Origin of the sequence: Algibacter agarivorans (genome assembly GCF_039543245.1) — a bacterium.
Taxonomy (GTDB): domain Bacteria; phylum Bacteroidota; class Bacteroidia; order Flavobacteriales; family Flavobacteriaceae; genus Algibacter_G; species Algibacter_G agarivorans.
Genome location: NZ_BAABJJ010000029.1, coordinates 173,987 through 200,455, shown reverse-complemented (window position 1 = coordinate 200,455; position 26,469 = coordinate 173,987). Strand labels below are relative to the sequence as shown.

General features: G+C 34.2%; 22 protein-coding genes and 1 pseudogene. 9 read left to right on the top strand and 14 right to left on the bottom strand.

The window, feature by feature from the left end; translation table 11 throughout:
• Positions 1-131: 131 nt before the first annotated feature.
• The 8 genes from ABD935_RS10150 to rpsA form a co-directional block, all read right to left on the bottom strand.
• Complete coding sequence (locus tag ABD935_RS10150) at positions 132-629, bottom strand: CAP domain-containing protein (RefSeq protein ID WP_345191900.1); 498 nt, start codon at positions 627-629, stop codon at positions 132-134.
• Positions 630-789: 160 nt separating this feature from the next.
• Positions 790-1,437 (bottom strand): pyridoxamine 5'-phosphate oxidase, encoded by a 648-nt coding sequence (pdxH, locus tag ABD935_RS10145; RefSeq protein ID WP_345191898.1) that lies wholly within the window; start codon positions 1,435-1,437, stop codon positions 790-792.
• A 492-nt stretch (positions 1,438-1,929) separates the two neighbouring features.
• Entirely contained in the window at positions 1,930-2,835 is a 906-nt protein-coding gene (locus ABD935_RS10140; protein ID WP_345191895.1) for a ribonuclease Z, read from the bottom strand.
• A gap of 4 nt (positions 2,836-2,839) precedes the next feature.
• Positions 2,840-3,310, bottom strand: coding sequence for a DUF3291 domain-containing protein (locus ABD935_RS10135; protein WP_345191893.1), 471 nt, complete (start codon positions 3,308-3,310; stop codon positions 2,840-2,842).
• A 1-nt stretch (position 3,311) separates the two neighbouring features.
• Positions 3,312-3,644 (bottom strand): ribonuclease Z, encoded by a 333-nt coding sequence (locus tag ABD935_RS10130; protein ID WP_345191892.1) that lies wholly within the window; start codon positions 3,642-3,644, stop codon positions 3,312-3,314.
• A gap of 3 nt (positions 3,645-3,647) precedes the next feature.
• Complete coding sequence (locus ABD935_RS10125) at positions 3,648-4,577, bottom strand: aspartate carbamoyltransferase catalytic subunit (RefSeq protein ID WP_345191890.1); 930 nt, start codon at positions 4,575-4,577, stop codon at positions 3,648-3,650.
• Between the two features lie 88 nt (positions 4,578-4,665).
• Complete coding sequence (gene pyrR, locus ABD935_RS10120; RefSeq protein WP_345191888.1) at positions 4,666-5,205, bottom strand: bifunctional pyr operon transcriptional regulator/uracil phosphoribosyltransferase PyrR; 540 nt, start codon at positions 5,203-5,205, stop codon at positions 4,666-4,668.
• A 581-nt stretch (positions 5,206-5,786) separates the two neighbouring features.
• Positions 5,787-7,631, bottom strand: a complete 1,845-nt coding sequence (gene rpsA / locus ABD935_RS10115) for a 30S ribosomal protein S1 (RefSeq protein WP_345191885.1) — start codon at positions 7,629-7,631, stop codon at positions 5,787-5,789.
• Between the two features lie 325 nt (positions 7,632-7,956).
• On the opposite strand from rpsA, the gene ABD935_RS10110 reads away from it, so the two are divergent.
• Positions 7,957-8,334 (top strand): LysM peptidoglycan-binding domain-containing protein, encoded by a 378-nt coding sequence (locus ABD935_RS10110; protein ID WP_345191884.1) that lies wholly within the window; start codon positions 7,957-7,959, stop codon positions 8,332-8,334.
• A 479-nt stretch (positions 8,335-8,813) separates the two neighbouring features.
• The gene (locus ABD935_RS10105) at positions 8,814-9,140 is read left to right on the top strand and encodes a GIY-YIG nuclease family protein (RefSeq protein ID WP_345191882.1); all 327 of its coding nucleotides are present in this window, start codon (positions 8,814-8,816) and stop codon (positions 9,138-9,140) included.
• A gap of 141 nt (positions 9,141-9,281) precedes the next feature.
• Here ABD935_RS10105 and cmk read toward each other — a convergent pair whose 3' ends face one another.
• The 4 genes from cmk to ABD935_RS10085 form a co-directional block, all read right to left on the bottom strand.
• Entirely contained in the window at positions 9,282-9,977 is a 696-nt protein-coding gene (cmk, locus tag ABD935_RS10100; protein ID WP_345191881.1) for a (d)CMP kinase, read from the bottom strand.
• A 140-nt stretch (positions 9,978-10,117) separates the two neighbouring features.
• The gene (gene porQ / locus ABD935_RS10095; protein WP_345191880.1) at positions 10,118-11,137 is read right to left on the bottom strand and encodes a type IX secretion system protein PorQ; all 1,020 of its coding nucleotides are present in this window, start codon (positions 11,135-11,137) and stop codon (positions 10,118-10,120) included.
• Between the two features lie 175 nt (positions 11,138-11,312).
• Positions 11,313-13,763: an endopeptidase La gene (gene lon / locus ABD935_RS10090; RefSeq protein ID WP_345191878.1), complete on the bottom strand. Its 2,451-nt coding sequence runs from the start codon at positions 13,761-13,763 to the stop codon at positions 11,313-11,315.
• A 167-nt stretch (positions 13,764-13,930) separates the two neighbouring features.
• Positions 13,931-14,581: a rhomboid family intramembrane serine protease gene (locus ABD935_RS10085; RefSeq protein ID WP_345191877.1), complete on the bottom strand. Its 651-nt coding sequence runs from the start codon at positions 14,579-14,581 to the stop codon at positions 13,931-13,933.
• Between the two features lie 56 nt (positions 14,582-14,637).
• On the opposite strand from ABD935_RS10085, the gene ABD935_RS10080 reads away from it, so the two are divergent.
• Both ABD935_RS10080 and ABD935_RS16630 read left to right on the top strand, forming a co-directional pair.
• A complete protein-coding gene (locus ABD935_RS10080) occupies positions 14,638-15,525 on the top strand; it encodes a lysophospholipid acyltransferase family protein (protein ID WP_345191875.1) in 888 nt (295 codons plus the stop codon).
• Between the two features lie 407 nt (positions 15,526-15,932).
• A pseudogene (locus tag ABD935_RS16630) lies at positions 15,933-16,049 on the top strand (lipid A biosynthesis acyltransferase); the annotation flags it as partial.
• Between the two features lie 10 nt (positions 16,050-16,059).
• Here ABD935_RS16630 and ABD935_RS10075 read toward each other — a convergent pair.
• The gene (locus ABD935_RS10075; RefSeq protein WP_345191874.1) at positions 16,060-17,592 is read right to left on the bottom strand and encodes a sulfatase family protein; all 1,533 of its coding nucleotides are present in this window, start codon (positions 17,590-17,592) and stop codon (positions 16,060-16,062) included.
• Positions 17,593-17,851: 259 nt separating this feature from the next.
• Positions 17,852-19,240, bottom strand: coding sequence for a phosphoglucosamine mutase (glmM, locus tag ABD935_RS10070; RefSeq protein WP_345191873.1), 1,389 nt, complete (start codon positions 19,238-19,240; stop codon positions 17,852-17,854).
• Between the two features lie 80 nt (positions 19,241-19,320).
• Here glmM and ABD935_RS10065 point away from each other — a divergent pair, with 80 nt between their 5' ends.
• From ABD935_RS10065 to ABD935_RS10045, 5 genes are all read left to right on the top strand, one after another.
• A complete protein-coding gene (locus tag ABD935_RS10065) occupies positions 19,321-19,923 on the top strand; it encodes an acyl carrier protein phosphodiesterase (RefSeq protein WP_345191872.1) in 603 nt (200 codons plus the stop codon).
• Positions 19,916-21,616 carry a gamma-glutamyltransferase gene (gene ggt / locus ABD935_RS10060; protein WP_345191870.1) on the top strand — a complete coding sequence of 567 codons (1,701 nt, stop codon included), beginning with the start codon at positions 19,916-19,918 and terminating at the stop codon, positions 21,614-21,616. The genes ABD935_RS10065 and ggt overlap by 8 nt, the downstream gene beginning before the upstream one ends.
• Positions 21,617-21,718: 102 nt before the next feature.
• Positions 21,719-22,435: a hypothetical protein gene (locus ABD935_RS10055; protein WP_345191869.1), complete on the top strand. Its 717-nt coding sequence runs from the start codon at positions 21,719-21,721 to the stop codon at positions 22,433-22,435.
• Positions 22,436-22,788: 353 nt separating this feature from the next.
• Complete coding sequence (gene uvrA / locus ABD935_RS10050) at positions 22,789-25,620, top strand: excinuclease ABC subunit UvrA (protein WP_345191867.1); 2,832 nt, start codon at positions 22,789-22,791, stop codon at positions 25,618-25,620.
• A gap of 90 nt (positions 25,621-25,710) precedes the next feature.
• Positions 25,711-26,400, top strand: a complete 690-nt coding sequence (locus tag ABD935_RS10045; protein WP_345191865.1) for an LOG family protein — start codon at positions 25,711-25,713, stop codon at positions 26,398-26,400.
• Positions 26,401-26,469: the final 69 nt, after the last annotated feature.

The window sequence follows — 26,469 nt, the reverse complement described above, 5'->3', positions numbered from 1 at the left end:
TAGAAATGTATAATCAAAATGTAGCAGCTTAAATCTCGCAATTAATTGTCCACTTTTTTATTGCAAGTCCAAGTAAATTAAAATGGTTATGGGGTTTAATGTTTTATACCAATTATTATATAAAAACACTATTATTTTTTTATAAAGATATTGGTGTAATAATATCTTCCGTCTTCGTTTCTTTCGGCTGAAATATCAAAATTTGTATAATCGCCTTCAATGTTTGCTTTATGCCCTTCACTTTTAATCCAAGCTTTTACAACAGATTCCGCTGAACTATATCCATAAGCCACATTTTCAGATACTTTTTTAGCACCTGCGTTAGATTTTAAGTAATTACTACGTCTAAAAAAGTTATCGTGAGATACTGCATCGTTATCTACCATATAATCGGTATGACTATACGCTACAGATTTTACAACCGGCATATCTGCCAAAGGCTCTAATCCTAAAGATAGTCTATGGTCATTAATAAGATCTAGGATTTCTACTTCAATGGTTTTTGCCTGAATTTCTTGAAGGCTTAATTCCATAGCATCTGCTTTATCGTCAATGTTGTCTGTTGTACAAGAGGATAGTGTCAATATAGCTAATAATGCCACTAAGGGTAGTTTGGTTAATAACTTCATGGTTAAGTAGGTTTGGTTATGTAAAAATAACCTCCTAACCCGAAGTAAATGTTAAAGAAGTGTTAAAATCGATGAAAAACGTGCTGTTTGTCGATTTTATGTGTTTTTAATCGATGAAATACATAATTTCAACTAACCTAAATGTATTTCACCGTAAATATCATGGAGATAGTCGATTAATTTGCCAATTATAATCTTTTTGAAGTCTGTACCTAATTCTGTCATGAAGCCTATTTGGTCTGCCTTGCCAAAATTCAATTTCAACAGGTTTTACAATATAGCCTCCCCAATTTGAAGGTCTTTGGATGTCCTTACCTTCATATTCGGTTTCTAACTTAGAAAGGTTTTCTTCAAGATATTGTCTGTCTTTTACAACCTCACTTTGGTTAGAAACTAGTGCGCCCAATTGACTGCCACGTGGTCTAGATTCAAAATAGCCATCGCTTAAATTTTCTGCAATCTTTTCAGCTTTTCCTTTTATGATGATTTGTCTTTCGGCGCCATGCCAGAAAAAAGACAAACAAACATTTGAGTTTGCCTCAATGGCCTTTCCTTTGTCGCTATTATAATTGGTATAAAAAATAAAACCTTCATACGTGTATTTTTTAAGCAGTACTACCCTATTCTTCGGATAGCCATCTGGTCCTATGGTAGAAATAGTCATCGCATTGGTTTCATCTTCAGCAAAATGAATATCGATTTCATAAAACCATTTTTGGAATAATTCCATAGGGTTTTCTGGCACTTCTTTTAAAAGTAACTCGCCTTTTTCATAAGACTTTCTGTAATTGCTTAAATCCTTTTCCATACACTTGCAATTTACGTGTTTTTTAAAATAGAACTCATTTAAACTTTTTTTTATTGGCTGTAAAATGAATTTTAAAATTATGAAGGTAAATTTGAATTACATTTTCTATAAATAAGATAGAAAATATAAGTATAGCATTACCCCGATAGCTATCGGCAATAGAAACGAATTTAAGGAATTTGTAATAAACGTCATTGCCAAACTGTTCCCAGGATTGTTAAAAAAAACGAGTTGATAAGTGGTTCCTTAACTTTAAAGATCATGTAGAAAGTAAATATGTTTCTAACCTGAGTTTGACGCAGGAACAAGCATAACCTAATGTAAATCATGGAATTATGTTTCAGTGTCAGGTTGAGCGCAGTCGAAACCCAAAAATTTGTTGATTTCAAAGACCTTTCGACTTCGCTCAAGGCGACAATCATCTGTTTTGTTGATTTTTATCATGGAAATGGACTTTCTTATACCAAACACAGATTTCTAGTATAAATTCATCTAAAACTTAAATGTTTTCCCATCTTCTGCTAACTCAACATGTTCAAATACGGCTTGAGCTTCTTCCTTAAAGGCATTTAAACCATCGTAACGCGTGGAATAATGACCAAGTAGCAATGTGCCAACATGGGCTTGTTTGGCAATACTAGCGGCTTGCTTGGCTGTAGCATGTTTTGTTTTTTCTGCCAAATGAGCATGTTGCTCTAAAAACGTAGATTCATGATACAGCACATCTACATTTTTTATAATAGGTACAATATCTTCTTTGTACATCGTATCACTACAAAACGCATAACTCTTAGGTTTTCGTCCCGGTTTAGTTACGGTTTCGTTTTTTATGGTAACACCATCTTCATTTACCACATCAAAACCCTGTTTAAGTTTTCTGTAATATGCCACATTGATGTTAGCATTTTCAACAGCTCCAATACTCAACTTACGTTCGCCTGGTTTTTCTTTAAACAAATAGCCGTTTGTATAAACCCTATGATTTAAAGGAATGGTGTGTACTTCTACTTTATCGTCATCAAAAATTAATTCTGATTTTTTTGAAGTCAGTTCATGGAAATATAAGTTGTAATTGGTCCAAGAATCTGCTAATTTCATTTGAAGTGTCACCACTTCTTTAATGCCTTTTGGTCCATAGATATGCAAATCGGTTTCGCGGGTAAGCAGTCTAAATGTTGAAATCAACCCTACTAAACCAAAAAAATGATCACCATGCAAATGTGAAATAAAAATGTGCTTAATCCTATTAAACTTGATTTTATGCTTACGTAATTGTACCTGTGTCCCTTCTCCACAATCAATTAAAAACATGTGGTTGTTTATTTCTAATACTTGCGATGTGGTATTATTTAAAGTTCTTGGAGTGGCACTATAACAGCCTAAAATAGAAAGCTTCATGTTTTTATATTATGGCTTTATAGTTTTGTGAATCTTCTACCGAAAATTTACTTTTAAATGAAAAAGCAAAAGGTGTATCGCCATAAGCGTTTAAATAATCCAAACGTTTTTTAGCATCCTGAAATGTGGGTTTGTAACCTTCGGGAACATACCAAAAAGCCATATGCATCATTTTCATTTTACTAAACCATTCTTTTTTACGCTTAAAAACTTCTACATGTCCAGAATTATAAGTGTAATTAAAAAGCGCATTTAAATCCTTCCAAACAGACATATTAATTACTAATGTATCATCTTGAAAAACATGTACTGCTTCATCTTTATCTTCATCTTGCAAGCGCCAAATAAAACCATCGCTTAAATCTGCTATAGCATTAATGTTATCAACATTATTTATAAAATCTTGCATAATGGGGTCGTCCATAGGTGCCAACCGTTTTGCTATATTTACTTGTGCAAGGTGAAGCTTAGCCATGTTAAAACCCTAAATCGCGTTCCATATCCTCCATTTCAATAATATCATAAGCCTCTTGAATGGTTGGCACGACAATAATATCATCTGGAACAAGATCCAAGTCTATTTTATCTGAAACAACCACAAAAGAATGTTTTGCCGCTCTGTGTGTTTTTGATATTTGAAGAAACTCAACAATATCAGCTTTAGTTAGTGCTTCTAACGATGTTAAAGTAACAATGATGTTATCATTCTTAAATTTTGGATATATAGCTTGTAGTTTTTTAACTAATTCTATAACCGTAGCTTTTTCTTGCGTGATTATAGATGTGTTTCCGTTTTGGTCTAATATCATAATCTACTGTTTTATTTTTGATGCTAATAAATAGATAACCGCCATTCTTACCGCAACCCCATTTTGTACTTGATCCAGTATTATGGATTGTTTGGAATCTGCAACATCACTGGTAATCTCTACTCCTCTATTTATTGGTCCAGGGTGCATGATTGTAATGTCTTTATCTAACGAATCTAGCAAATCTTTATTGACTCCAAATTGTTGCGTGTACTCTCTGGTAGATGGAAAATAACTAATATCCATACGTTCATTTTGCACACGAAGCATATTTGCTACATCGCACCAATTAAGTGCTTTACGTAAGTTTGTCTCCACTTTTACTCCAAGCTTATCAATATACTTTGGAATTAAAGTTTTAGGCCCACAAACCATTACCTCTGCGCCTTGTAATTGCAGTGCAAATATATTTGAAAGTGCTACTCTACTGTGCAGAATATCTCCGACAATAACTACCTTTTTACCTTTTACATCGCCTAGTCGTTCCCTAATTGAATAGGAATCCAACAAAGCTTGTGTAGGGTGTTCGTGGGCACCGTCGCCCGCATTTATGATACTTGCTTTTACATGTTTTGACAAGAACACGCCAGCTCCAGGGTTTGGATGACGCATCACTACCATATCTACTTTCATAGATAATATGTTGTTTACAGTATCTATTAAGGTTTCGCCTTTTTTAACTGAAGATTGTGATGATGAAAAATTAAGCACATCTGCAGACAAACGCTTTTCTGCAAGCTCAAAAGATAATTTTGTTCGTGTTGAATTTTCAAAAAAAAGATTGGCAATGGTTATATCTCTAAGCGAAGGTACTTTTTTTATGGGACGATTAATCACTTCTTTAAAATGATCGGCAGTTTCAAAAATAAGTTGGATATCTTGTTTGTTAAGATATTTTATTCCTAATAAGTGATTGACACTTAATTCGCTCATGTTCTTTTAGTATTCAGTTGTTTTATATTTAGGTCTCGACTGCGCTCGACCAGACAATACTTCAAGCTTCAAGCTTCAAGCTTTACTTCTATTTTTCAATTAAGTAAACCGAATCTTCATTATCGTGTTCTTTCCAATTTACTTGTACTTTTTCGTTATTTATAACATCCACTTGGCGTCCTCTATAATCTGGTTGAATGGGTAAATGCCTGCTAAAACGCCTGTCAATCAACGTTAACAACTCTATTTCATTCGGTCTTCCAAAAGATTGTATGGCTGTTAGTGCCGCTCTAATACTTCGTCCTGTATAGAGTACATCATCAATAAACACGATGTTTTTGTCTTCTACTATAAAATTGATTTTTGTAGTATTGGCTTCTAATGTTTTATCACCACGACGAAAATCATCTCTATAAAATGTAATATCTAAATATCCTAATTGAATGTTTTTCACCTTGTAGTCTTCTCTTAGTATTTTAGCTAATCTATCGGCTAAAAACACGCCACGTGGCTGTAAACCAATGAGTACCGTGTTAGAAAAGTCGTTGTGTTTTTCAATAAGTTGACAAGCCAATCGGTGAAGAATGATGTTTACCTCTTTTTCGTTAAGTAAAACTTTTTGACTCATATACTATCCAAACGTATTTGGAGTACAAAGGTAATGCAAAAAATTAGAAGTTAAAACCATTAATGTTAATCTTTATTTGGGCGCATCCCAAAAGGGTCGGGCTATACGTTGCAAGTCCTCGCACCTCCTGCGTCGGGCTGTGGGCTTTTCACTTCTATCCCTTGCGCGCTAACCGCAGCGATAGTAATATGCAGCTATTTCATTTTTTCGTTGCGCTCTCCGCTGCGCAAAGTCTCCCGACTTAGCGGAAAACTAAATTTATGACGTAATGTCCTCAAAGTCGGGAGACTTTGCGGAACTGGACTCTTTTAATGACTATACTCTCAACCCTCCTAATTTCGATTAATCGAAATTGTCCTCCTTTTAAAACAAAAGGGAGGAACAAGTTCGACTTATATTTTTGGGAAAAATTGCAACATGAGGAATTAATGAATACTATTTACAAAAAAGACCCTTCAGGTTTTAAAAACCTGAAGGGTCTAGAATTTAATAAACAAAAAAAAAGCCTTCAATTTCTTGAAGGCTTTAAATTATAAACAGATTTCCGTCTTCACGAAAATGAAAAGAATAATATTTTTAAATTATTTCTTCCCGTCCATTTTATCTTTAAGAGCTTGTAAAGCATCATTAGCATCACCTAAAGTAGGTTTAGCTTCTGCTGCTGCACTTGCCGCTTTCTTAACAGCCGCTTTTACATTCTTAATCTCTTCTTCTTTAAAGATAGCTGTATGAGATGCTACAACACGTTTAAACTCTTTGTTAAATTCAATGATTTTAAAGTCTGCGCTTTCACCTTTCTTAAGTTTGCTTCCGTCTTCTTTTTCTAAGTGACGAGAAGGTACAAAAGCAACGATATCTTCGTTAAATGTAACCGTAGCGCCTTTATCAACTATTTCAGTGATTTCTGAAGCATGAACGGTACCTAAAGCAAATTCAGTTTCATATTTATCCCAAGGATTATCAGTAGTTTGTTTATGACCTAAACTTAATTTACGTCCTTCTACATCTAACTCTAATACAACAACATCTAACTTATCACCTACAGCACAAAACTCAGATGGGTGCTTGATTTTCTTAGTCCAAGATAAATCTGAGATGTAAATTAATCCATCAATACCTTCTTCTAATTCAACAAAAACACCAAAGTTTGTAAAGTTACGTACAATACCTGTGTGCTTAGACCCTAATGGGTATTTAGTAGTAATATCTGTCCATGGATCTGGCGTTAATTGCTTGATACCAAGAGACATTTTACGATCTTCTCTATCTAAAGTTAAGATTACTGCATCTACTTCATCTCCAACAGAAACGAAATCTTGAGCAGAACGTAAATGTGTAGACCAAGACATTTCAGAAACGTGAATTAATCCTTCAACACCATCAGCTACTTCAATAAACGCACCGTAATCTGCAATTACAACTACTTTACCTTTTACTTTGTCACCAACTTTTACCTCTTCAGCAAGCGCTTCCCAAGGGTGTTTAGATAATTGTTTAAGACCTAATTGGATTCTTGATTTGTTTTCATCAAAATCAAGGATTACCACATTTAATTTTTGATCTAACTCAACAATCTCATTTGGATGGTTGATTCTAGACCAAGATAAATCTGTAATATGAACTAATCCGTCAACACCACCAAGATCAATAAATACACCGTAAGACGTAATGTTCTTAACAATACCTTCTAGTACTTGACCTTTTTCTAATTGACCAATAATTTCTTTCTTTTGTTCTTCAATATCAGCTTCAATTAAAGCTTTATGAGACACCACTACGTTTTTGAATTCGTGGTTGATTTTCACAACTTTGAATTCCATAGTTTTATTTACATACTGATCGTAATCTCTAATTGGCTTAACATCAATTTGAGAACCTGGTAAGAATGCTTCAATTCCAAAAACATCTACAATCATACCACCTTTAGTTCTGCATTTTACAAAACCATTAACGATTTCACCGGTATCATGAGCATTGTTCACACGATCCCATGCTTTAATAACACGTGCTTTTCTATGAGATAATACTAATTGTCCTGTTGCATCTTCACGTACATCAATTAATACTTCTACCTTATCCCCAACTTTTAAACCTGGGTTGTAACGAAATTCGTTTAAAGAAATAACACCTTCAGATTTTGCATTGATATCAATAATGGCATCTCTATCAGAAATGTGAACTACTGTACCTTCAACAACTTCATCATCTAAAGTGTCAACGAAATTTTCAGCTACTAATTTTTCAAATTCTTTAAGTTGTTGATCATCAACCTCATCAATACCTTCTTGGTAATTGTGCCAGTTAAAATCAGCTAAGAATTTTTCAGGATTTGCTTGTGCTTCAGATACTACTGGAGCTTCTACTTGTGGAGTTTCTTGCGCTTCTACTGATACTTCAGCATCTGCTTGTTTTGCTTTTTCAGCCATTTAAAATAAAATATGTAATAAAATCTGTTTATTCAGAAACCTTATTACATGATGTTTGTATTCTATGTGTTTCGGAAGAATTAAGCAATTAACACACAGAAGTGTTATTTATATTTATAGTTTCATCCCTTTTATCTTCCCGACGATTTGCTAAAAGGAGTGCAAAAATACATAATATTGATATAATTACCTAAAAATGAGAAAATAAAATAGTGTGACTTTTACAAAGAGATGTGTCTAAATAATTAGAAATAATATTTGAACAAAACATTCGAATAATTTATTATATTGTTGTTCACAAATAATCAGTAAAAACTCATAAATCATGATCAAAGCAAAATACCAAGACGTTTTAAATTTAGGTGAAGCGTTAAACATCCAAAACGGTGATGTAAAAGAAGAAAATGGTGTTCTAAAAATTAAAGGAACTGCCAACACCCCATATGAAAAAGACATTCTTTGGGATAAAATAAAAGAAGTAGGTGGTGAAAACCCTTCAGATATTATGGCGGATATTAAAGTAGCTGATGATAGTGTTTATCACAGGCACGTTGTAAAAAGCGGGGAAACTTTAGGAAAAATAGCTATTCAGTATTACGGAAAAGCGTCTAAATATCAAGATATTTTTAAAGCGAATTCCGATATATTAAAGAATCCCGATTTAATTCACCCAGATCAAGAATTGATTATTCCAAAATTATAGGAATACGCAATCTTTAAAATTACAGAACGAGCCTTTATTTAAAGGTTCGTTTTTTTTTACGTCATTACGAAGGAAGTATGACTGAAGCAATCTCATGAATCCAAATGTCATTACGAAGGAGGCACGACTGAAGTAATCCCATGAATTGGAACTCCAATTATACAGATTGCTTCGTGCCTCGCAATGACGTGTACGACTGAAGTAATCTCATGAATCCAAACGTCATTACGAAGGAGGCACGACTGAAGTAATCCCATGAATTGGAACTCCAATTATACAGATTGCTTCGTGCCTCGCAATGACGTGTACGACTGAAGTAATCTCATGAAGTGAACCGTCATTACGAGGGAGGCACGACTGAAGTAATCTCATGAGGTGAACTCCAATTAAACAGATTGCTTCGTACCTCGCAATGACGGAAACAACAAACAGATTGCTTCGTTTCTCTCGCTATGACGAGTAATTGTTATATTTGAAATATGAAGAAATCCTACGTTTATTTTTTAACTAACAAAAACAAAACGGTTGTTTATATTGGCGTTACAAGTAATTTAGTAAAACGCGTTTATCAGCATAAAACCAAACAGTTCAAAGGATTTACCAGCAAATACAATTGCGATATATTGGTATATTATGAAGAGTTTAGTGATATTAATGAAGCAATTCTGAGAGAAAAACAACTTAAAGCAGGAAATAGAAAACGGAAAGAGGATTTAATAAATTCTATGAATCCAGAATGGAATGATCTGTCTGAGGGCTGGTTGTTTTATTTTGATCAACCGTCATTACGAGGGAAGTACGATTGAAGTAACCTTATGAATTGGAACTATAATTTAACAGATTGCTTCGTACCTCGCAATGACGATAACGACAAACACATTACTTCGTACCTCGCAATGACGGAAACGACAAACAGCTTGGTTCACTGCGTTCGCAATGACGTAAAATCACTCCAAATCCTCAATAGTCATTTTTGCCAATTGTAAAATTTTATTGAATTGTTCATCTAAAGTCATATGGGAATTATCAATTTCAATGGCATCCTTGGCTTTTACTAATGGCGAGTCTTTTCTATTAGAATCTATATAATCGCGTTCTTGAACATTTTGAAGAACGTCTTTGTAATCCACTTTATCACCTCTTTCAATTAATTCTTGATAACGTCTTTTTGCTCTTGTTTCCGCGGAAGCGGTCATAAATAATTTAAGCTTAGCGTCAGGAAACACCACGGTTCCAATATCTCTACCGTCCATTACAACGCCTTTATCTTGCCCCATTTTTTTCTGTTGTTCCACTAACTTCTGACGAACTTCAGATATGGCTGCTACTTTACTAACATAACTTGACACTTCGAGGTTTCTAATTTCTTTTTCAATATTAACACCATTCAAATACACTTCTGCAAAACCTAAAGCTTCATTAAACTTAAAAGTAATTTCAATATTTGGTAATTGATATATTAAGGCTTCTTTATTAAAATCCACAGCACTAATAAGTCCATTTTGCATGGCATAAAACGTAACAGCTCTATACATAGCACCGGTATCTACATATACATACCCTAAATGTTTTGCCAGTTGTTTGGCGACAGTGCTTTTTCCTGTTGATGAAAACCCGTCTATGGCTATGGTTATTTTGTTCATGTTAATCTTAAAAGTTAAAAAGTGTCTAAAGTACTTAAAGTGCGCTAAAGAGGAAAATGCTAATCACTTTAATTATTGATAATGCCGAAATATTTATTTAGGTGAGACTGAATACTGCGACTGTTTACTGCAAACTGGCTTTACTGTAAATCTATTTGCAAACCAAAGAAGTTTGAATTTGCTGCACTTGTGTATTTTGCATGCGTATAGCTAAAGCGCATTTTATTCATTTTTATAGATATTCCCGCTGACAACCCAGAAAAATTACGTTGGTCTAAAATACGTAGTTCCTCCCCTCTTCTAAAATTATAAGCCAATCTAATATTAAAACCACCTTCTGGAAATAGTTCTGCACCAACAATGGTATGTCTTATTACTTGACCAATGAATCCAACTTTTTCTGAAGATTGATTACCTGACAAATCGCTTGTAGCTCGTGCTGGATTTGCTGTTGCAATTGGCCACTCTTGCAAATTCTCTAATGTAATATGCCAACGAATAGGTACATTTTCTAAACGTTGAGACATCCCAAAAGCAACTTCAAAAGGCAATTTTTCATTAAGTCCTGCATAAGTGGTTATTTGAGAGCCTAAATTCCTAATGACTAATGCGGCATTAAAATCTAAATACTCATCGATGTATATTAGTCCCAAATCTACTGCAGCTCCAAGTGAATTATATTGCTCTAATTTAGAAGTGATCAGTTTAACGTTAGCTCCAAAATAAAAATCTGAATACTCTATTTGTGTAGCATAACCAAACGATAGTGCTGCTTCGTTACCTGTAAATGTGCCTGTAGAATTGCCAGCCTCATCATAACCATCAAAGGAACCATAATTAATGTAAGTGATCCCAGCATGAAATGTTTGTGTACGTCTATCAACAGTATAAGCGTAAGCCGCTGTACCGTAACTAATACCCCCTAAATAACTGCTATAGTTTATTGCTAGTTGATTATCCATTTCAACATTTATAGTCGCTGGATTAAACAACCCTTGAGTGACATCATAATCCACATTAGTGAACACCTTTCCTCCCAATGCTGCTTGACGAGGAGATGACACCAAATTCAAAAACTGATAGGTACTCTCTCCACCAACCTGAGCCATGGTCAAACCACTAACAAACAAACAAAAAATCGAGATAATTTTTCTTAGCATATTTACGACACAAAGTAAACGAATCTATCTTAAAACGATAGCATGTATCTTTTATTTTAATCTAAAAAACATTCCTCAAGACTTTGTCTTGAGGTTTCTATTAAAATTATCATTCTCGTGAAAACGGGAATCAGAAAAAACCCCGAAATTAATCGAGGCCTCTTCATGATTTTAATTATATTTTTTTAGCGTTTTTAACTTTTTGGTTTGTAATAGCCAGTTTAATAACATCGCTCATATCGGTCACATAGTGAAATTTTAAACCTTTTAAGTACTCTGGTTTTATTTCTTCTATATCCCTTCTGTTTTCTTCACACAATAAAATCTCTTTTATTCTAGCACGTTTTGCTGCTAAAATCTTTTCTTTTATCCCTCCAACTGGAAGCACCTTTCCACGAAGTGTAATTTCGCCTGTCATGGCTAAACTTTTCTTTACTTTTCTCTGCGTGAACAAAGACACTAAAGAAGTCAGCATTGTAATTCCTGCACTCGGTCCGTCTTTAGGCGTAGCACCTTCTGGTACGTGAATATGCACATTATATTTATCGAAAACAGTAGCATCTATTCCAAATTCTTCTGCATTTGATTTTATGTATTCCATAGCAATTGTGGCAGATTCTTTCATCACCTTACCAAGATTTCCGGTAATGGTCATGAGGCCTTTTCCTTTTGTAAGGATAGATTCAATAAATAATATATCGCCACCAACACGTGTCCATGCTAAACCTGTTACTACTCCAGCTACATTATTGTTTTCGTATTTATCACGTTCTAACTTTGGCCCGCCTAAAACTTCAATAATATCTTCATTGGACACTTTGATATTATAGTCTTCTTCCATAGCAATATTTTTGGCCGCATAACGTACCATTTTTGCTACTTGCTTTTCTAAGCCACGAACACCAGATTCACGTGTGTAACCTTCAACAATTTTCTCTAATTGAGGTTTTCCGATTTTTAAATGTTTATCGGTTAAGCCATGCTCTTTCAATTGCTTTGGTAATAAATGGCGTTTAGCAATCTCTACCTTTTCTTCAATGGTATAACCCGTTACATTTATAATTTCCATTCTATCAAGCAAAGCAGGTTGAATGGTAGACAAACTGTTTGAAGTTGCTATAAACATGACTTTAGAAAGGTCGTAACTCATTTCTAGGAAATTATCATAGAACTCGCTATTTTGTTCTGGGTCCAAGACTTCTAACATGGCAGAAGAAGGATCGCCCTGATTGGAATTTGACAACTTATCTATTTCATCCAAAACAAAAACAGGGTTTGATGTTCCCGCTTTTTTTAAACTTTGAATAATACGTCCTGGCATAGCACCAATATAGGTTTTTCTATGTCCACGTATTTCAGCTTCATCACGCAAACCACCTAACGAAATTCTAACATATTCTCTTCCTAAGGCTTCTGCAATTGACTTCCCTAATGAGGTTTTACCAACTCCTGGAGGGCCGTATAAACACAAAATAGGCGACTTCATATCATTGCGAAGTTTCAACACTGCCAAATACTCAATGATCCTTTGCTTTACATCTTCTAAACCAAAGTGATCTCTATCAAGAATTTTCATGGCACGTTTTAAATCGAATTTATCTTTGCTAAATTCATTCCATGGTAAATCTAAAAACAACTCCAAATAATTGCGCTGTATCGAGTATTCCGCCACCTGCGGATTCATGCGCTGCATTTTGGCTATTTCTTTTTCAAAATGCTTTGCAACATCTTCATCCCAAAGTTTTTTGCTTGCCTTGGCTTTCATTTCATCTATTTCCTCATCATGACTAACACCACCCAACTCTTCTTGAATGGTTTTCATTTGCTGATGCAAGAAATACTCACGTTGTTGCTGGCTCATATCCATTTGAACACGAGACTGAATATCATTCTTAAGTTCTAACTTCTGAAACTCAACATTCATATACTTAAGCGTAGCTAAAGCACGTTTCTTAAGATCGTCTATTTCTAAAAGCTCTTGCTTTTCCTCTACAGAAAGGTTCATGTTTGAAGACACAAAGTTTATCAAAAATGAATTGCTTTCAATATTTTTAATAGCGAAAGAAGCCTCACTAGGGATATTTGGGCTTTCCTTGATGATTTCTAAAGCTAAATCTTTTATAGAATCTATAATTGCAGAAAACTCCTTATTTTTTATTGCTGGCTTAGCCTCAGGAATATCTCTAATAGTCGCGTTCATGTAAGGCTCTTCAGTAAGAACTTCGGCTACTTTAAATCGCTTTTTTCCTTGAATGATAACGGTTACATTGCCATCAGGCATTTTTAAAACACGTAATATTCGAGCAACGGTACCTGTTTCATGAATTTCTTTTGCTGTCGGATCTTCAATAGATTCGTCTTTTTGAGCAACTACACCAATAACTTTTCCGCCTTTATTAGCATCGTTTATTAGCTTTATCGACTTATCTCTACCTGCAGTAATTGGAATAACCACACCAGGAAACAATACCGTATTTCTTAACGATAAAATGGGTAAGGTTTCGGGTAATTCCTCATTATTTATAGCTTCTTCGTCCTCTGGTGTCATTAATGGAATTAATTCTGAGTTTTCATCAAATTCCTGTAATGACAAACTGTCAAGGGTAGTAAATTTTGATTTCTTCATAAATATAATTAGGTCAATCTGTCATTAAAACAAAATTGAACATGTCTTAGGGTTCTTTTTCAGTAAATTAAAATATTGAATATCAGTGACTTAAAATAAAATCTAAATATCCAACACTACTATAAATTCAATAGCTATGCCATATATGAAATTCTAGGATTGAAATTTTACATCATCCCCATTTTCTTCAAAACAAATAATAAAACAATTGGAATTGCCAATAAACCAATCATCAATAAATTGGTTTCAAAAAGCCATGGTGATAACATTAAAGTAATAACGTAGCCTCCAATAGCGCCACCAAAATGCGCGTCATGACCAATGTTACCTATCTTGTTTTTCATGCCGTAAATGGAATACAATAAATAGCCAATTCCAAAAATGTAAGCGGGAATCGGAATTGGTATAAAAAACATATATAGGCTCATACCAGGTTGCAATAAAATAGCGGAATATAAAATCCCCATAACGGCACCACTTGCTCCTACTGCGCTATAATGGTATTCGTTTTTATGAAAATAGAGCGATAATAAACTCCCCAAAAACAAACTACCAAAATAGATTAAAAGAAATTGTATCGGATTTAAAAGTGAGATCACTACATGTGCAAAAAAATAGAGGGTTAGCATATTTAACAATAAATGCTGAGTATCTGCATGCAAAAACCCAGAACTAACCATTCGTATTTTTTCGCCGCGTTGAACGCCACCTATGTGAAATTTATATTTCTCAAAAAAACCATAATCACTAAATCCCTTATAGGATATCATAACGTTTGCAGCTATTATAATGATGGTGATGATGTCTAAATTGGCCATAAGGTTTGAATGTTTAAAATCAAATTAACATATATTTGCAAATCTAAAATTAATTCATGCAATTACTAGCTTATATTCTTCTTTATCCATTTTTATGGCTAATTTCTATTTTGCCTTTTAGATTGTTATACTTCATTTCCGATGGTTTATATATAATAATCTACTACATTATTGGGTACAGAAAAAAAGTAGTCACAGAAAACTTGAATCTTGTTTTTCCTAAGAAAACCGAAAATGAGATTGCATTAATCCAGAAAAAATTCTATCATCATTTATGTGACATGATTCTTGAAGCGATAAAATCCATTACCATTTCTGAATCTGAAATGAAAAAACGCTATGTTTTCACCAATGTTGAAGAAATCCATAAACTTGAAAAAGAAAACAAAAGTGTGGTACTATTAATGGGGCATTATGCCAGTTGGGAATGGGTTTTTATTTTACAAAAAAGCGTTAACCATAAAGGTTATGCCGTTTATAAACAATTGAGCAATAAATATTTTGATGCCTTAGTAAAAAGGATACGAGCCAAGTATAATAGCTATTTAATCACTACAAAAGAAACCTTTCCTATACTTATTAAAGCCAAACGAAATAACGAATTAACTTTTAATGGTTTTGTGTTTGATCAATCTCCAAAAATTCAAAAAGCAATGTATTGGCAACCCTTTATGGGCATAAATGTACCTGTGCATGTTGGTGCAGAAATACTTGCCAAACGATTAGATATGGCAACGGTTTTCTTAAAAGTAAAAAAAGTAAAACGTGGCTATTACGAAGCGACCTTCACAGACATTATCAAAACACCCAAAGATTTTGATGATTTTGATATAACTGATATGGCCTTAAAACGTGTTGAAGAACAAATTCATGAAGCACCAGAATATTATTTATGGACACATAAACGCTGGAAGCATCGTGGTAAGGAGCATGCAAATAAGTAATTTCAACTATCTAGTCCTTTACTTTTTTTTTAGTGCTTTGCTAATTTAAGTGCTGTTTTAAAAAATTCTATAGATTTTGATATGTCATTTTTAGTTGTAGCCCAAGAGCAAAAAATTATTCGCATAGCTCAATAACCCGATTTCGATATCAAAACCTCCATTTTTAGGATAAAAATCAACCAATATATTTTGATTGTAAAAGCAATAATATTTGATGATAAGATCCTGCCTTTGTTGAAATAACAGGTTATAGCAGATGGGTTAGCCCCGATTGAAACGGCATCCTTTTTAAAACCTTAGAAAATAGAAACTTTGCTATTTACGAAGAATGAGCAAATTATTACATTGCTCATTCCTTAAATTAAGTTGTTTTAAAAAGATATAGTGGAAAGCGGGATTCAAAAGCATATAAAGACTATGAACTAACTGACATGTTTTTACGTGAACTTGAAAACCAAATTTATGAAGTGCCGGAATATTATTTCTGGACTCACAAACGTTGGAAACACCGAAAAACGGATTAATTCCTATTCTTTATTTAACCTTCGTTTTTTCAAAATCTGGATTAATTAATGTTATTCCTGCCTTTTGAGCCTTTACATATTCTGCTTTTGATGGTCTCGGGCGAATACGATATTTAGTTGGCATTCCAGTATCCCTATTAAAATCATCATTCAAACGAACAGCTGGTAAAAAATCATTTGTTGCTTCTCTCAATTCATGAAGTCTAGCACGCATATTATTAAGTTCTACGCTAAAATTACCTTGTAAAACTAAATTATTTAACTCAAAAGGATCATTAATAATATCATATAATTCTTCTTCAGGTCTAGGAATTTCAAAACAAAGCATTTGATACTCATTTAGATTACCTTTTTTGTATTCTGAAACCATACTTTGCCATGTTAAATCTCTAATAATATCTGCTGAAGGCGTATTTGGTAAATCTGTATAGTAGTTTTTAATGTATTTATATTTCTTAGTTCTTACAGCCCTTGTATAATCTTCAAAATCATGAAAATGATCTTCAGCATACACATCTTCTCTGATTACTTTTGATACATCTGTTAGCATCGGTTCAAAACTGAAGCCATCAAAGTCTTCTAAGGGTTCTAATCCAGCAACACGCATCATAGTAGGCGCAATATCAACAGCACTAATTAAATTATTATTCATACTTCCTGCTTTTACTTTCGCTGGCCATTTCACTATCCATGGTGTTTTTATTCCTCCATCATAAAGGGTTGTTTTATCTCTTGGGAATGCTCTACCATTATCTGAAATAAATAAAATCATAGTATTTTCACTAACACCTTGAGCTTCTAATTCTTCTACAACTTTACCAATGTAATCATCCATTCTTGCAATTTCATCATAATACAAGGCAAAATCTTTCTTAATAGTATCGTTTACAGGAACATAAGGTGGCAAAATAACATCATCATAGTTATGTGGATCATCACTCATGCCTTCATAAAATGGTCTGTGCGCATCAAATGACGCTAGCCACAAAAAGAAGGGCTTATCCTGTGGTCGTTTTTTTAACAAATCCATCCAATCGTCACAACCACTTCCATCACCAACCAATCTTCTATCAATACCTATAGGAGCATCTTTCCATTGCATTTCCAAAAGCGCATCAAAATCATCCCTTACAGGATCTCCCATATGATATTTCCCAGCTAAACCAGTCCAATATCCTGATGCTTTTAATTCTTGCACAAAAGTGTTTTTAGTATCTGGTAAAGGCCATGATAATTGTTCTGCATCGGTGTTATGTGGATAAAGCCCCGAAATAATGCTCGTTCTACTTGGACTACAAGAACTTGTTGTTAAAAAAGCTTCTTTAAAAATCATGCCTTCCTTTGCCAATGCCTCAAGATTTGGTGTTTTAACTTTTGGGTGTCCGTAAGGCCCTATGTCATTCCAACTGACATCATCTGCAATTATTAATACAATATTTGGTCTTCCCTCAGGTATATTCTTTTTTTTAGATTGACAAGACCATAAAAAAACAACAGAAAAGAATAAAGATAAAATGAATGAAAGTTTTTTGAAATAAGACATAAGAATAGAATATTTTTTAGTGTTACAATAAATTTAACCATTTAAAATTTGAAAAAAATGGTTTAGTAGAAGAATTAACCATAAGTGATATAAATTAGAACTAAACTGTTATTGTTTTATTCCTGCCAGAAAATTAGAAAAGCGCAATAAATGCGCTTTTCTAATTAATATATGATGTATTTAATTAGATTCCCCTTTTCACGGGAATGACAATTTCAAAGGAAACCCCGATTCAAGCATACGGAGAATTTTTTTTAGATTAAGCCTTCGCTATTGCTTCAATTTCTTCAATAAATTTATCAGCTAAAGCATTAGCTTCATCTTGAGATTTTGCTTCAGTATATATTCTAATAATTGGCTCTGTATTACTTTTACGAAGGTGTACCCAGCTTTCTGGAAAATCAATTTTCACACCGTCAATGGTTGTAAGTTGTTCATTTTTATAACGATCTTCCATCGTTTTTAATATGCCATCAACATCTAAACCCGGTGTTAATTCAATTTTCTTTTTCCCCATAAAATAACTTGGATAGGTTTTTCTAAGTGAGCTGACACTCATTTTCTTATCAGCTAATAAGCTTAAAAATAAAGCAACACCAACCAAAGCATCACGACCATAATGTGCATCAGGGTAAATAATACCTCCATTTCCTTCTCCACCAATAACCACTTTATTTTTCTTCATCAAGTTTACAACATTTACCTCACCAACTGCACTAGCTTCATACATACCGCCGTGTTTCTCAGTAACATCTCTCAAGGCTCTTGTTGAACTCATATTACTTACCGTATTTCCAGGTGTTTTACTCAAAACATAATCTGCACATGCTACTAAAGTGTATTCTTCACCAAACATCTCTCCGTTTTCATCCATAAAAGCTAAACGATCAACATCTGGATCTACCACAATTCCAAAATCAGCGTTATGTTTTTTCACTTCTGCTGACAAATCTGTTAAATGCTCTTTTAATGGTTCTGGGTTATGAGGGAAATGTCCATTAGGCTCGCAGTATAACTTTATAACATCAACACCTAAACGCTCTAACAATAAAGGAATAGCAATACCCCCAGTTGAATTTACACCATCTACAACCACTCTAAAACGAGCAGCTTCAATAGCCTTAACGTTAACGAGGTCTAAATCTAGAACCTCAATAATATGTAGATCTATATAAGCCTTGTTTTTTGTGATTTTTCCTAGATTATCAACATCAGCAAAAGTCATGTGGTCACTTTCAGCAATCTCTAAAATTTTGGCACCTTCAACAGCATCTAAAAACTCGCCTTTTTCATTTAAGAGTTTTAAGGCATTCCATTGTTTTGGGTTATGACTTGCGGTTAAAATAATACCTCCATCGGCATGTTCCAAAGGTACAGCAACTTCTACGGTAGGTGTTGTAGAAAGTCCCACATCAACCACATCAATGCCTAATCCAATAAGTGTATTCATGACCAAATTTTGAATCATTTTCCCAGAGATACGTGCATCCCGTCCAACCACAACTTTATAGTTTTCTTTTTCGCGTTGCTGCTTTAGCCAAACCCCATAAGCTGATGCAAATTTTACCGCATCAATCGGTGTTAAATTCTCGCCTACTTGTCCGCCAATAGTTCCTCTTATTCCAGAAATTGATTTTATAAGTGTCATAGTACCTTTTTTACAAATTAAAAGACAAATATAGTATTTCAAAATTGCATTTCTTAATACGGAATTCGTAAATTTCACGAATGAACTACTTAGCGCATATTTATCTGTCAGGTGAAAACGACTTAGTTACCATAGGGAATTTTATAGCAGATGGCATCAAGGGAAAAGCCTATAAAGAACATCAAAAAGAGATTCAAATTGGCATATTGCTCCATCGCCATATAGATACGTTTACCGATGCCCATAAAACAGTAAGACAAAGCACCAAACGCTTACATAAAAAATACGGACACTATTCGGGTGTTATTGTAGATATTCTTTACGACCATTTTCTGGCTAAAAATTGGAGTAGATATAGTGATCTGCCTTTAAGTAATTATGTTGACTATTTTTATGATTCATTGGAAGCAAATTATGACATGCTTCCGCAGCGCATCCAAAAAATGATGCCTTATATGCTGGCTGATAATTGGTTATTAAGCTATGCTTCCATAGAAGGGATAACAGTGGTTCTAGAGGGTATGAACAGACGTACCAAAAATCGTTCTAGCATGAATGAAGCCATACATGAACTTGAAGCGTTTTATACGGAATTCGAAAATGAATTTTCGGCATTTTTTGATGAGTTGATTACTTTTTCAAAAGAAAAACTAATTGAATTAAGCCAAAAATTAAATGATTAAAAATTTCGCATATATTCTAGCTTTGTTATGCTTTTTTGTGTCATGCAAAAAAAATAACGACATAAAAGAAACCCGTAAAAAAGGATTAATTACCCAAAACGCCATGGTTGTTTCGGCTCGTGTTGAAGCGTCTAAAATTGGAAGTGATATCCTAAAAAAAGGAGGTAATGCTTTTGATGCTATGTGCGCTACACAATTATCCTTAGCTATAGCCTATCCCTATGCTGGCAACTTAGGTGGTGGTGGATTTATGGTTTACAGAAAGGCGAATGGCAATATCGGCTCAATTGACTTTAGGGAAAAAGCTCCTATGGCCGCAACAAAAGATATGTATTTAGATGAAAACGGTGAAGTAATTCCTGAAAAGAGCACCCTTGGCGCTATGGCAGTAGGGGTTCCTGGAACTATTGCCGGTGTTTTTGAAGTGCATGAAAAATTAGGGTCTTTGCCTATTGAAGATATTCTAAAACCTGTTATTGCATTAGCACACAAAGGTGTTGTGGTAACTGAAAAACAAGAAAAAAGAATTAAACATTACCAACCTTTTTTCCCTAAAGCCAATAAAGACTCTATTATTCTAGATAAACTTTGGAAAGCTAACGATACCATAAAGTACCCTGCACTAGCCAAAACTTTAGAGCGTATTTTAAAACATGGTAGAGATGAATTTTATAAAGGAGAAACTGCCAAAATATTAGTGAAATTTATACAAGAAAACGGCGGTATTATTACCGAAGAAGATTTAGCAAGATATAAAGCCCAGTGGCGAACTCCTATCACATTTACTTATGATGATTTAAATATCATTTCCATGTCTCCACCGTCCAGTGGAGGCGTTTGCTTAGCACAAATCATGAAAATGATTGAACCTTTTCATCTTGATGAATACGGACACAATTCGCTCAAAGCCATTCAAGCCATTACCGAAGCTGAAAGACGCGCTTATGCCGATAGAAGTTTTTATCTGGGCGACCCTGATTTTGTTAAAATCCCCATTGAAACACTTATTAATGACGCTTATTTGAGTGGACGCATGGCAGATTTTTCATTTGAAAAAGCCACATTATCAAGTGATGTATCACATGGTAACATTCAAATAATTGAAAGCAATGAAACCACACATTATTCTATTATAGACCAATTTGGCAATGCCATTTCAGCTACCACTACTTTAAATGGTGCCTACGGCTCAAAGCTGTATTGCTCTGAACTTGGTTTCTTTTTAAATAATGAAATGGACGATTTTAGCAGCAAACCCGGAGAACCTAATATGTTTGGGTTGATTGGTGCCGAAGCGAACAGTATTATTCCAGAAAAACGCATGTTAAGTTCCATGACCCCAACTATTGTTGAAAAAAACGGCAAACTATACATGTCTGTTGGTACACCAGGTGGGGCGACTATCATAACTTGTGTTTTACAAACTATTTTAAATATTCATGAGTTTGGTATGACCATGCAAGAAGCGGTTGATGCACCACGTTTTCATCATCAGTGGTTACCAGATGTGATTATGATGGAACCCAATTCATTTGACAAATCCATCATTCAGCAACTTGAAAAATTAGGATACACTATTAATGAAGAAGACTCTCCCGTAATAGGCATAGTCGATGGAATACTTGTTTTAGATGACAACTCGTATGAAGGTGGTGCAGATCGTCGAGGAGATGATACGGCGGTCGGTTTTTAGCATTTTTTCTTTTGTAACTCATTTATAATAAATATTTTAGCCAAACGCTATACCCATTGATAGGTATAACACATTTGTTGATAATTAAATTCAAGCCCCATTTTGAAAATCAATAAAACTTTAAAAATCATTTTAGGAATTGTAATCTTCTTTACACTTCCAAGCTTACTGTTTTTTGGATTTGTTTATTTTAAATATAACGAAGATTTGCCAGTTGGTATTCAAGGTGAACAAGCTGATGCTTTGGCGCACAAAATGTTAGATGCTTTAGATTATGAAGCCTATAAAAATACCAATCAATTGGAATGGACCTTCAAAAAACGACATCATTATAGTTGGGATAAAGCAAATAATATCTGCGAAGTTTATTGGAAAGAAAACAAAGTCATTCTCGACTTAAACCATACGGACCAAAGCAAAGTATATATCCATAGTTTTAAAAACGAAAGTGATATGGCTAAGGATTTAATTGAAAAAGCCATTAAATATTTTAATAACGATTCCTTTTGGCTAGTTGCCCCTTATAAAGTTTTTGATGCAGGTGTTGAACGCAGATTGGTCAAAACAGAACATAACAAAGACGCGCTTTTAGTAACATATACTTCTGGTGGCTCTACTCCTGGCGATTCTTATTTATGGCTACTTGATGATAACGGTAAGCCAACAGCTTTTAAAATGTGGACTTCTGCCCTGCCTATCAATGGTTTAGAAGCCTCTTGGTGTGATTGGACAACTACCGAAAGCGGTGCACAATTACCAATATTCCATAAGTTTTTGTTTTTTGGTTTGGAGATTGATGGAGTTAAAGGAACGGAGTAAGTTCGAGGTAATAGTCATTCAGTCTTATATATTATTCTTAATCTATTCAATCATAAATTTTTAAATTCAACAAAAAATTTGCGCCTGTCTGCGCTAAAATTATAGCCAGCATTATTTATCCGCTAAGTTTAATTCTAAATCTTAAAATGTGAATAGTTGTTAGCACAGCTCATACAATGTGTTGTCCCCTTGAGGATTATAGAAATGAAAATATATTTTCGTTTTCAGCTATTCAACTTAATGCAATAACGCCTTCATTCAAGCAAAAACTTAGTTAGAATTTAACAAAACAACAAGACAAACCCATTTCATTTTTAAACTCAAAAAACGTAACTTCGCAACTTTGCGATTTTATGAGCCATTTCAACGAGTTTATTGAAGTTAAAGGAGCTAGAGTACACAATCTTAAAAACATTGATGTATCCATTCCTAGAGAAAAACTTGTAGTTATTACAGGTTTATCAGGCAGTGGAAAATCCTCATTAGCTTTTGACACTATTTATGCAGAAGGACAACGTAGATATATTGAAACATTTTCAGCGTATGCCAGACAATTTCTAGGAGGGTTAGAACGTCCAGATGTTGATAAAATTGATGGTTTATCTCCAGTTATTGCTATTGAACAAAAAACAACTAGTAAATCGCCACGCTCTACAGTTGGCACGATTACCGAAATTTACGATTTTATGCGTTTACTTTTTGCTCGTGCCAGTGATGCTTATAGTTACAACACAGGCGACAAAATGATTAGCTATAGCGATGCGCAAATAAAAGAACTCATTCTTAGAGATTTTAAAGGAAAACGCATCAATATTTTAGCACCTGTTGTACGTTCTAGAAAAGGACATTATCGCGAATTGTTTGAGCAGATTGCCAAACAAGGTTTTGTAAAAGTAAGAACAGATGGCGAGATTCGTGATATTGTAAAAGGCATGAAATTGGATCGCTACAAAATCCATGATATCGAAACGGTAATTGACCGATTGGTTATTGATGATTCCGTTGATAATGATAAACGCTTAACCGAAACCATTAATACCGCCATGTATCATGGCGAAGATGTACTCCTGGTTATCGACCAAGACACAAATGAAGCACGGTATTTTAGTAGGAATTTAATGTGTCCATCTTCAGGAGTTTCATACCCAAACCCAGAGCCTAATAATTTTTCATTCAATTCCCCAAAAGGAGCTTGCGATAACTGTAACGGTATTGGGACGCTCTATCAAATAAATGAAGACAAAATCATTCCAGACCATACGCTTTCAATAAAAAATGGTGCTTTAGCTCCTCATGGCCCTCAAAAAAATAGTTGGATTTTTAAACAGTTTGAAACCATTGCTCAACGCTTCAATTTTAAATTAACGGATCCCTATAAAGATATTCCAGAAGAAGCTAAGCAAATCATTTTATATGGTGGCAACGATAAATTTTCAGTAGAAAGTAAAACCTTAGGAGTTACTCGTGATTATAAAATAGATTTTGAAGGGGTTGCCAATTTTATTGATAATCAATATAAAACAGCAGAATCTAGATCTTTAAAACGTTGGGCAAAAGATTACATGGATAAAGTTAAATGTCCAGTTTGTGAAGGTTCTCGTTTAAAAAAAGAATCGCTTTACTTTAAAATAAACAACAAAAATATAGCCGAACTTGCTAATAAAGATATTGTTGAACTCGCCGATTGGTTTAACAAATTGCAAGAACATCTTTCTGAAAAACAATTAAAGATTGCTGAAGAAGTTATAAAAGAAATAAAATCTCGTCTTCAGTTTTTATTAGATGTTGGTTTAGATTACCTATCCATAAATAGAAGTTCAAAATCATTATCCGGCGGTGAAGCTCAACGTATTCGATTAGCCACGCAAATTGGATCACAATTAGTAGGTGTACTTTATATATTAGATGAACCAAGTATTGGTTTGCATCAACGTGATAATGAAAAACTTATAAATTCTTTAATATCGCTCCGTGATATTGGGAATTCAGTCATCGTTGTTGAGCATGATAAAGACATGATTGAACGTGCCGATTATGTAATAGATATTGGTCCAAAAGCAGGGAAATACGGTGGAGAAATTATTAGCATTGGAAATCCTGATGAATTAAAAACCCACGACACCCTTACTGCAGATTATTTAAACGGTAAAAAAGAAATTGAAGTCCCTAAAAAACGCAGAAAAGGAAATGGTAAATTCTTAGAACTTAAAGGCTGTACAGGAAACAATCTTAAAAACGTATCTATTAAATTGCCTCTAGGAGAAATGATTGGTGTTACTGGCGTTTCAGGAAGTGGTAAATCTACATTGATTAACGAAACGCTTTACCCCATTTTAAATGCATATTATTTTAATGGTGTAAAAAAACCAATGCCTTATAAAAGCATTAAAGGTTTAGAGCATATTGATAAGGTTATTGATATTAACCAATCGCCAATTGGAAGAACACCTAGAAGCAACCCTGCAACCTACACTGGGACTTTTAGCGAAATAAGAGCACTATTTGCTAAAATACCAGAAGCTATGATTCGTGGTTACAAAGCAGGGCGTTTTAGTTTTAATGTAAAAGGTGGACGCTGTGAAACCTGTCAAGGTGGTGGTTTGCGGGTTATTGAAATGAATTTTCTTCCGGATGTTTATGTAGAATGCGAAACCTGCCAAGGCAAACGCTTTAATCGCGAAACTTTAGAAATTCGCTATAAAGGAAAATCAATTAGCGATGTGCTAAACATGACCATGAATGAAGCTGTCGCGTTTTTTGAGCACATTCCTAAAATCCATAAAAAGCTTAAAACAATTGTAGATGTTGGTTTAGGATATATTACTCTGGGGCAACAAAGCACAACCCTTTCTGGTGGTGAAGCGCAACGTATAAAACTTGCTACAGAACTTTCAAAAAGAGACACAGGAAATACCTTTTATATTTTAGACGAACCCACTACGGGTTTGCACTTTGAAGATATTAGAGTACTCATGATAGTACTTAATAAGTTAGCCGACAAAGGCAATACCGTTCTTATTATAGAACACAATTTAGATGTTATTAAAACCGTAGATTATATTATAGATATTGGCTACGAAGGCGGAAAAGGTGGTGGCGAAATAATTGTTGAAGGTACTCCAGAAACGGTTGCAAAACACAAAAAAAGTTATACCGCTAAATTCCTTAGAAAAGAATTGAAATAGCTAATCAGTCTTTAGTCCTTTGACTTTAGACGCTTAAATAGAAAAAAAAAAACTAACGTCTAATTGCTTTAGACTAAAGACTTAAAAACAATGAGAACAGAAAAACACCATAAAGGTTGGAATGAAATAAAAACAAACGATTCTTGGGCTATATTCAAAATCATGGGCGAGTTTGTTAATGGCTATGAAAAACTCAGTAAAATAGGACCTTGTGTATCCATATTTGGGTCAGCAAGAACAAAGCCAGATAATAAATATTACTTATTAGCAGAAAATATTGCCAAACGCATTGTAGAGGCTGGTTACGGGGTCATTACTGGCGGTGGCCCTGGCATTATGGAAGCAGGTAACAAAGGTGCGCATTTAGCAGGTGGAACATCTGTTGGGCTTAATATAGAATTACCTTTCGAGCAGCATGACAACCCCTATATAGACCAAGATAAAAGTTTAGATTTTGATTATTTCTTTGTTAGAAAAGTTATGTTCGTAAAGTATTCCCAAGGTTTTGTAGTCATGCCAGGTGGTTTTGGTACGCTAGACGAGCTGTTTGAAGCCATGACACTTATACAAACGCATAAAATTGGAAAATTCCCTATAGTACTTGTTGGCACTGATTTTTGGGATGGTTTAATAGATTGGGTAAAAAAGACACTCTTAAGCACATTTGAAAACATCAGTAAAAAAGATTTGGATTTGATTCATGTAGTTGATACCGAAGATGAAGTAATAGACATACTTGATGACTTCTATAAAAAGTCCGCCTTGAGTCCTAATTTTTAATATAACAACATTCTTTTGAATGTTAAATATTGTGATAATACAATCATAAAAAAGATTAAGCCGTCATAT

Coding starts and splice junctions, on each gene's coding strand:
- ABD935_RS10150 (WP_345191900.1), bottom strand. CDS start 629: ATGAAGTTATTAACCAAACTACCCTTAGTGGCATTATTAGCTATATTG.
- pdxH (WP_345191898.1), bottom strand. CDS start 1,437: ATGGAAAAGGATTTAAGCAATTACAGAAAGTCTTATGAAAAAGGCGAG.
- ABD935_RS10140 (WP_345191895.1), bottom strand. CDS start 2,835: ATGAAGCTTTCTATTTTAGGCTGTTATAGTGCCACTCCAAGAACTTTA.
- ABD935_RS10135 (WP_345191893.1), bottom strand. CDS start 3,310: ATGGCTAAGCTTCACCTTGCACAAGTAAATATAGCAAAACGGTTGGCA.
- ABD935_RS10130 (WP_345191892.1), bottom strand. CDS start 3,644: ATGATATTAGACCAAAACGGAAACACATCTATAATCACGCAAGAAAAA.
- ABD935_RS10125 (WP_345191890.1), bottom strand. CDS start 4,577: ATGAGCGAATTAAGTGTCAATCACTTATTAGGAATAAAATATCTTAAC.
- pyrR (WP_345191888.1), bottom strand. CDS start 5,205: ATGAGTCAAAAAGTTTTACTTAACGAAAAAGAGGTAAACATCATTCTT.
- rpsA (WP_345191885.1), bottom strand. CDS start 7,631: ATGGCTGAAAAAGCAAAACAAGCAGATGCTGAAGTATCAGTAGAAGCG.
- ABD935_RS10110 (WP_345191884.1), top strand. CDS start 7,957: ATGATCAAAGCAAAATACCAAGACGTTTTAAATTTAGGTGAAGCGTTA.
- ABD935_RS10105 (WP_345191882.1), top strand. CDS start 8,814: ATGAAGAAATCCTACGTTTATTTTTTAACTAACAAAAACAAAACGGTT.
- cmk (WP_345191881.1), bottom strand. CDS start 9,977: ATGAACAAAATAACCATAGCCATAGACGGGTTTTCATCAACAGGAAAA.
- porQ (WP_345191880.1), bottom strand. CDS start 11,137: ATGCTAAGAAAAATTATCTCGATTTTTTGTTTGTTTGTTAGTGGTTTG.
- lon (WP_345191878.1), bottom strand. CDS start 13,763: ATGAAGAAATCAAAATTTACTACCCTTGACAGTTTGTCATTACAGGAA.
- ABD935_RS10085 (WP_345191877.1), bottom strand. CDS start 14,581: ATGGCCAATTTAGACATCATCACCATCATTATAATAGCTGCAAACGTT.
- ABD935_RS10080 (WP_345191875.1), top strand. CDS start 14,638: ATGCAATTACTAGCTTATATTCTTCTTTATCCATTTTTATGGCTAATT.
- ABD935_RS10075 (WP_345191874.1), bottom strand. CDS start 17,592: ATGTCTTATTTCAAAAAACTTTCATTCATTTTATCTTTATTCTTTTCT.
- glmM (WP_345191873.1), bottom strand. CDS start 19,240: ATGACACTTATAAAATCAATTTCTGGAATAAGAGGAACTATTGGCGGA.
- ABD935_RS10065 (WP_345191872.1), top strand. CDS start 19,321: ATGAACTACTTAGCGCATATTTATCTGTCAGGTGAAAACGACTTAGTT.
- ggt (WP_345191870.1), top strand. CDS start 19,916: ATGATTAAAAATTTCGCATATATTCTAGCTTTGTTATGCTTTTTTGTG.
- uvrA (WP_345191867.1), top strand. CDS start 22,789: ATGAGCCATTTCAACGAGTTTATTGAAGTTAAAGGAGCTAGAGTACAC.
- ABD935_RS10045 (WP_345191865.1), top strand. CDS start 25,711: ATGAGAACAGAAAAACACCATAAAGGTTGGAATGAAATAAAAACAAAC.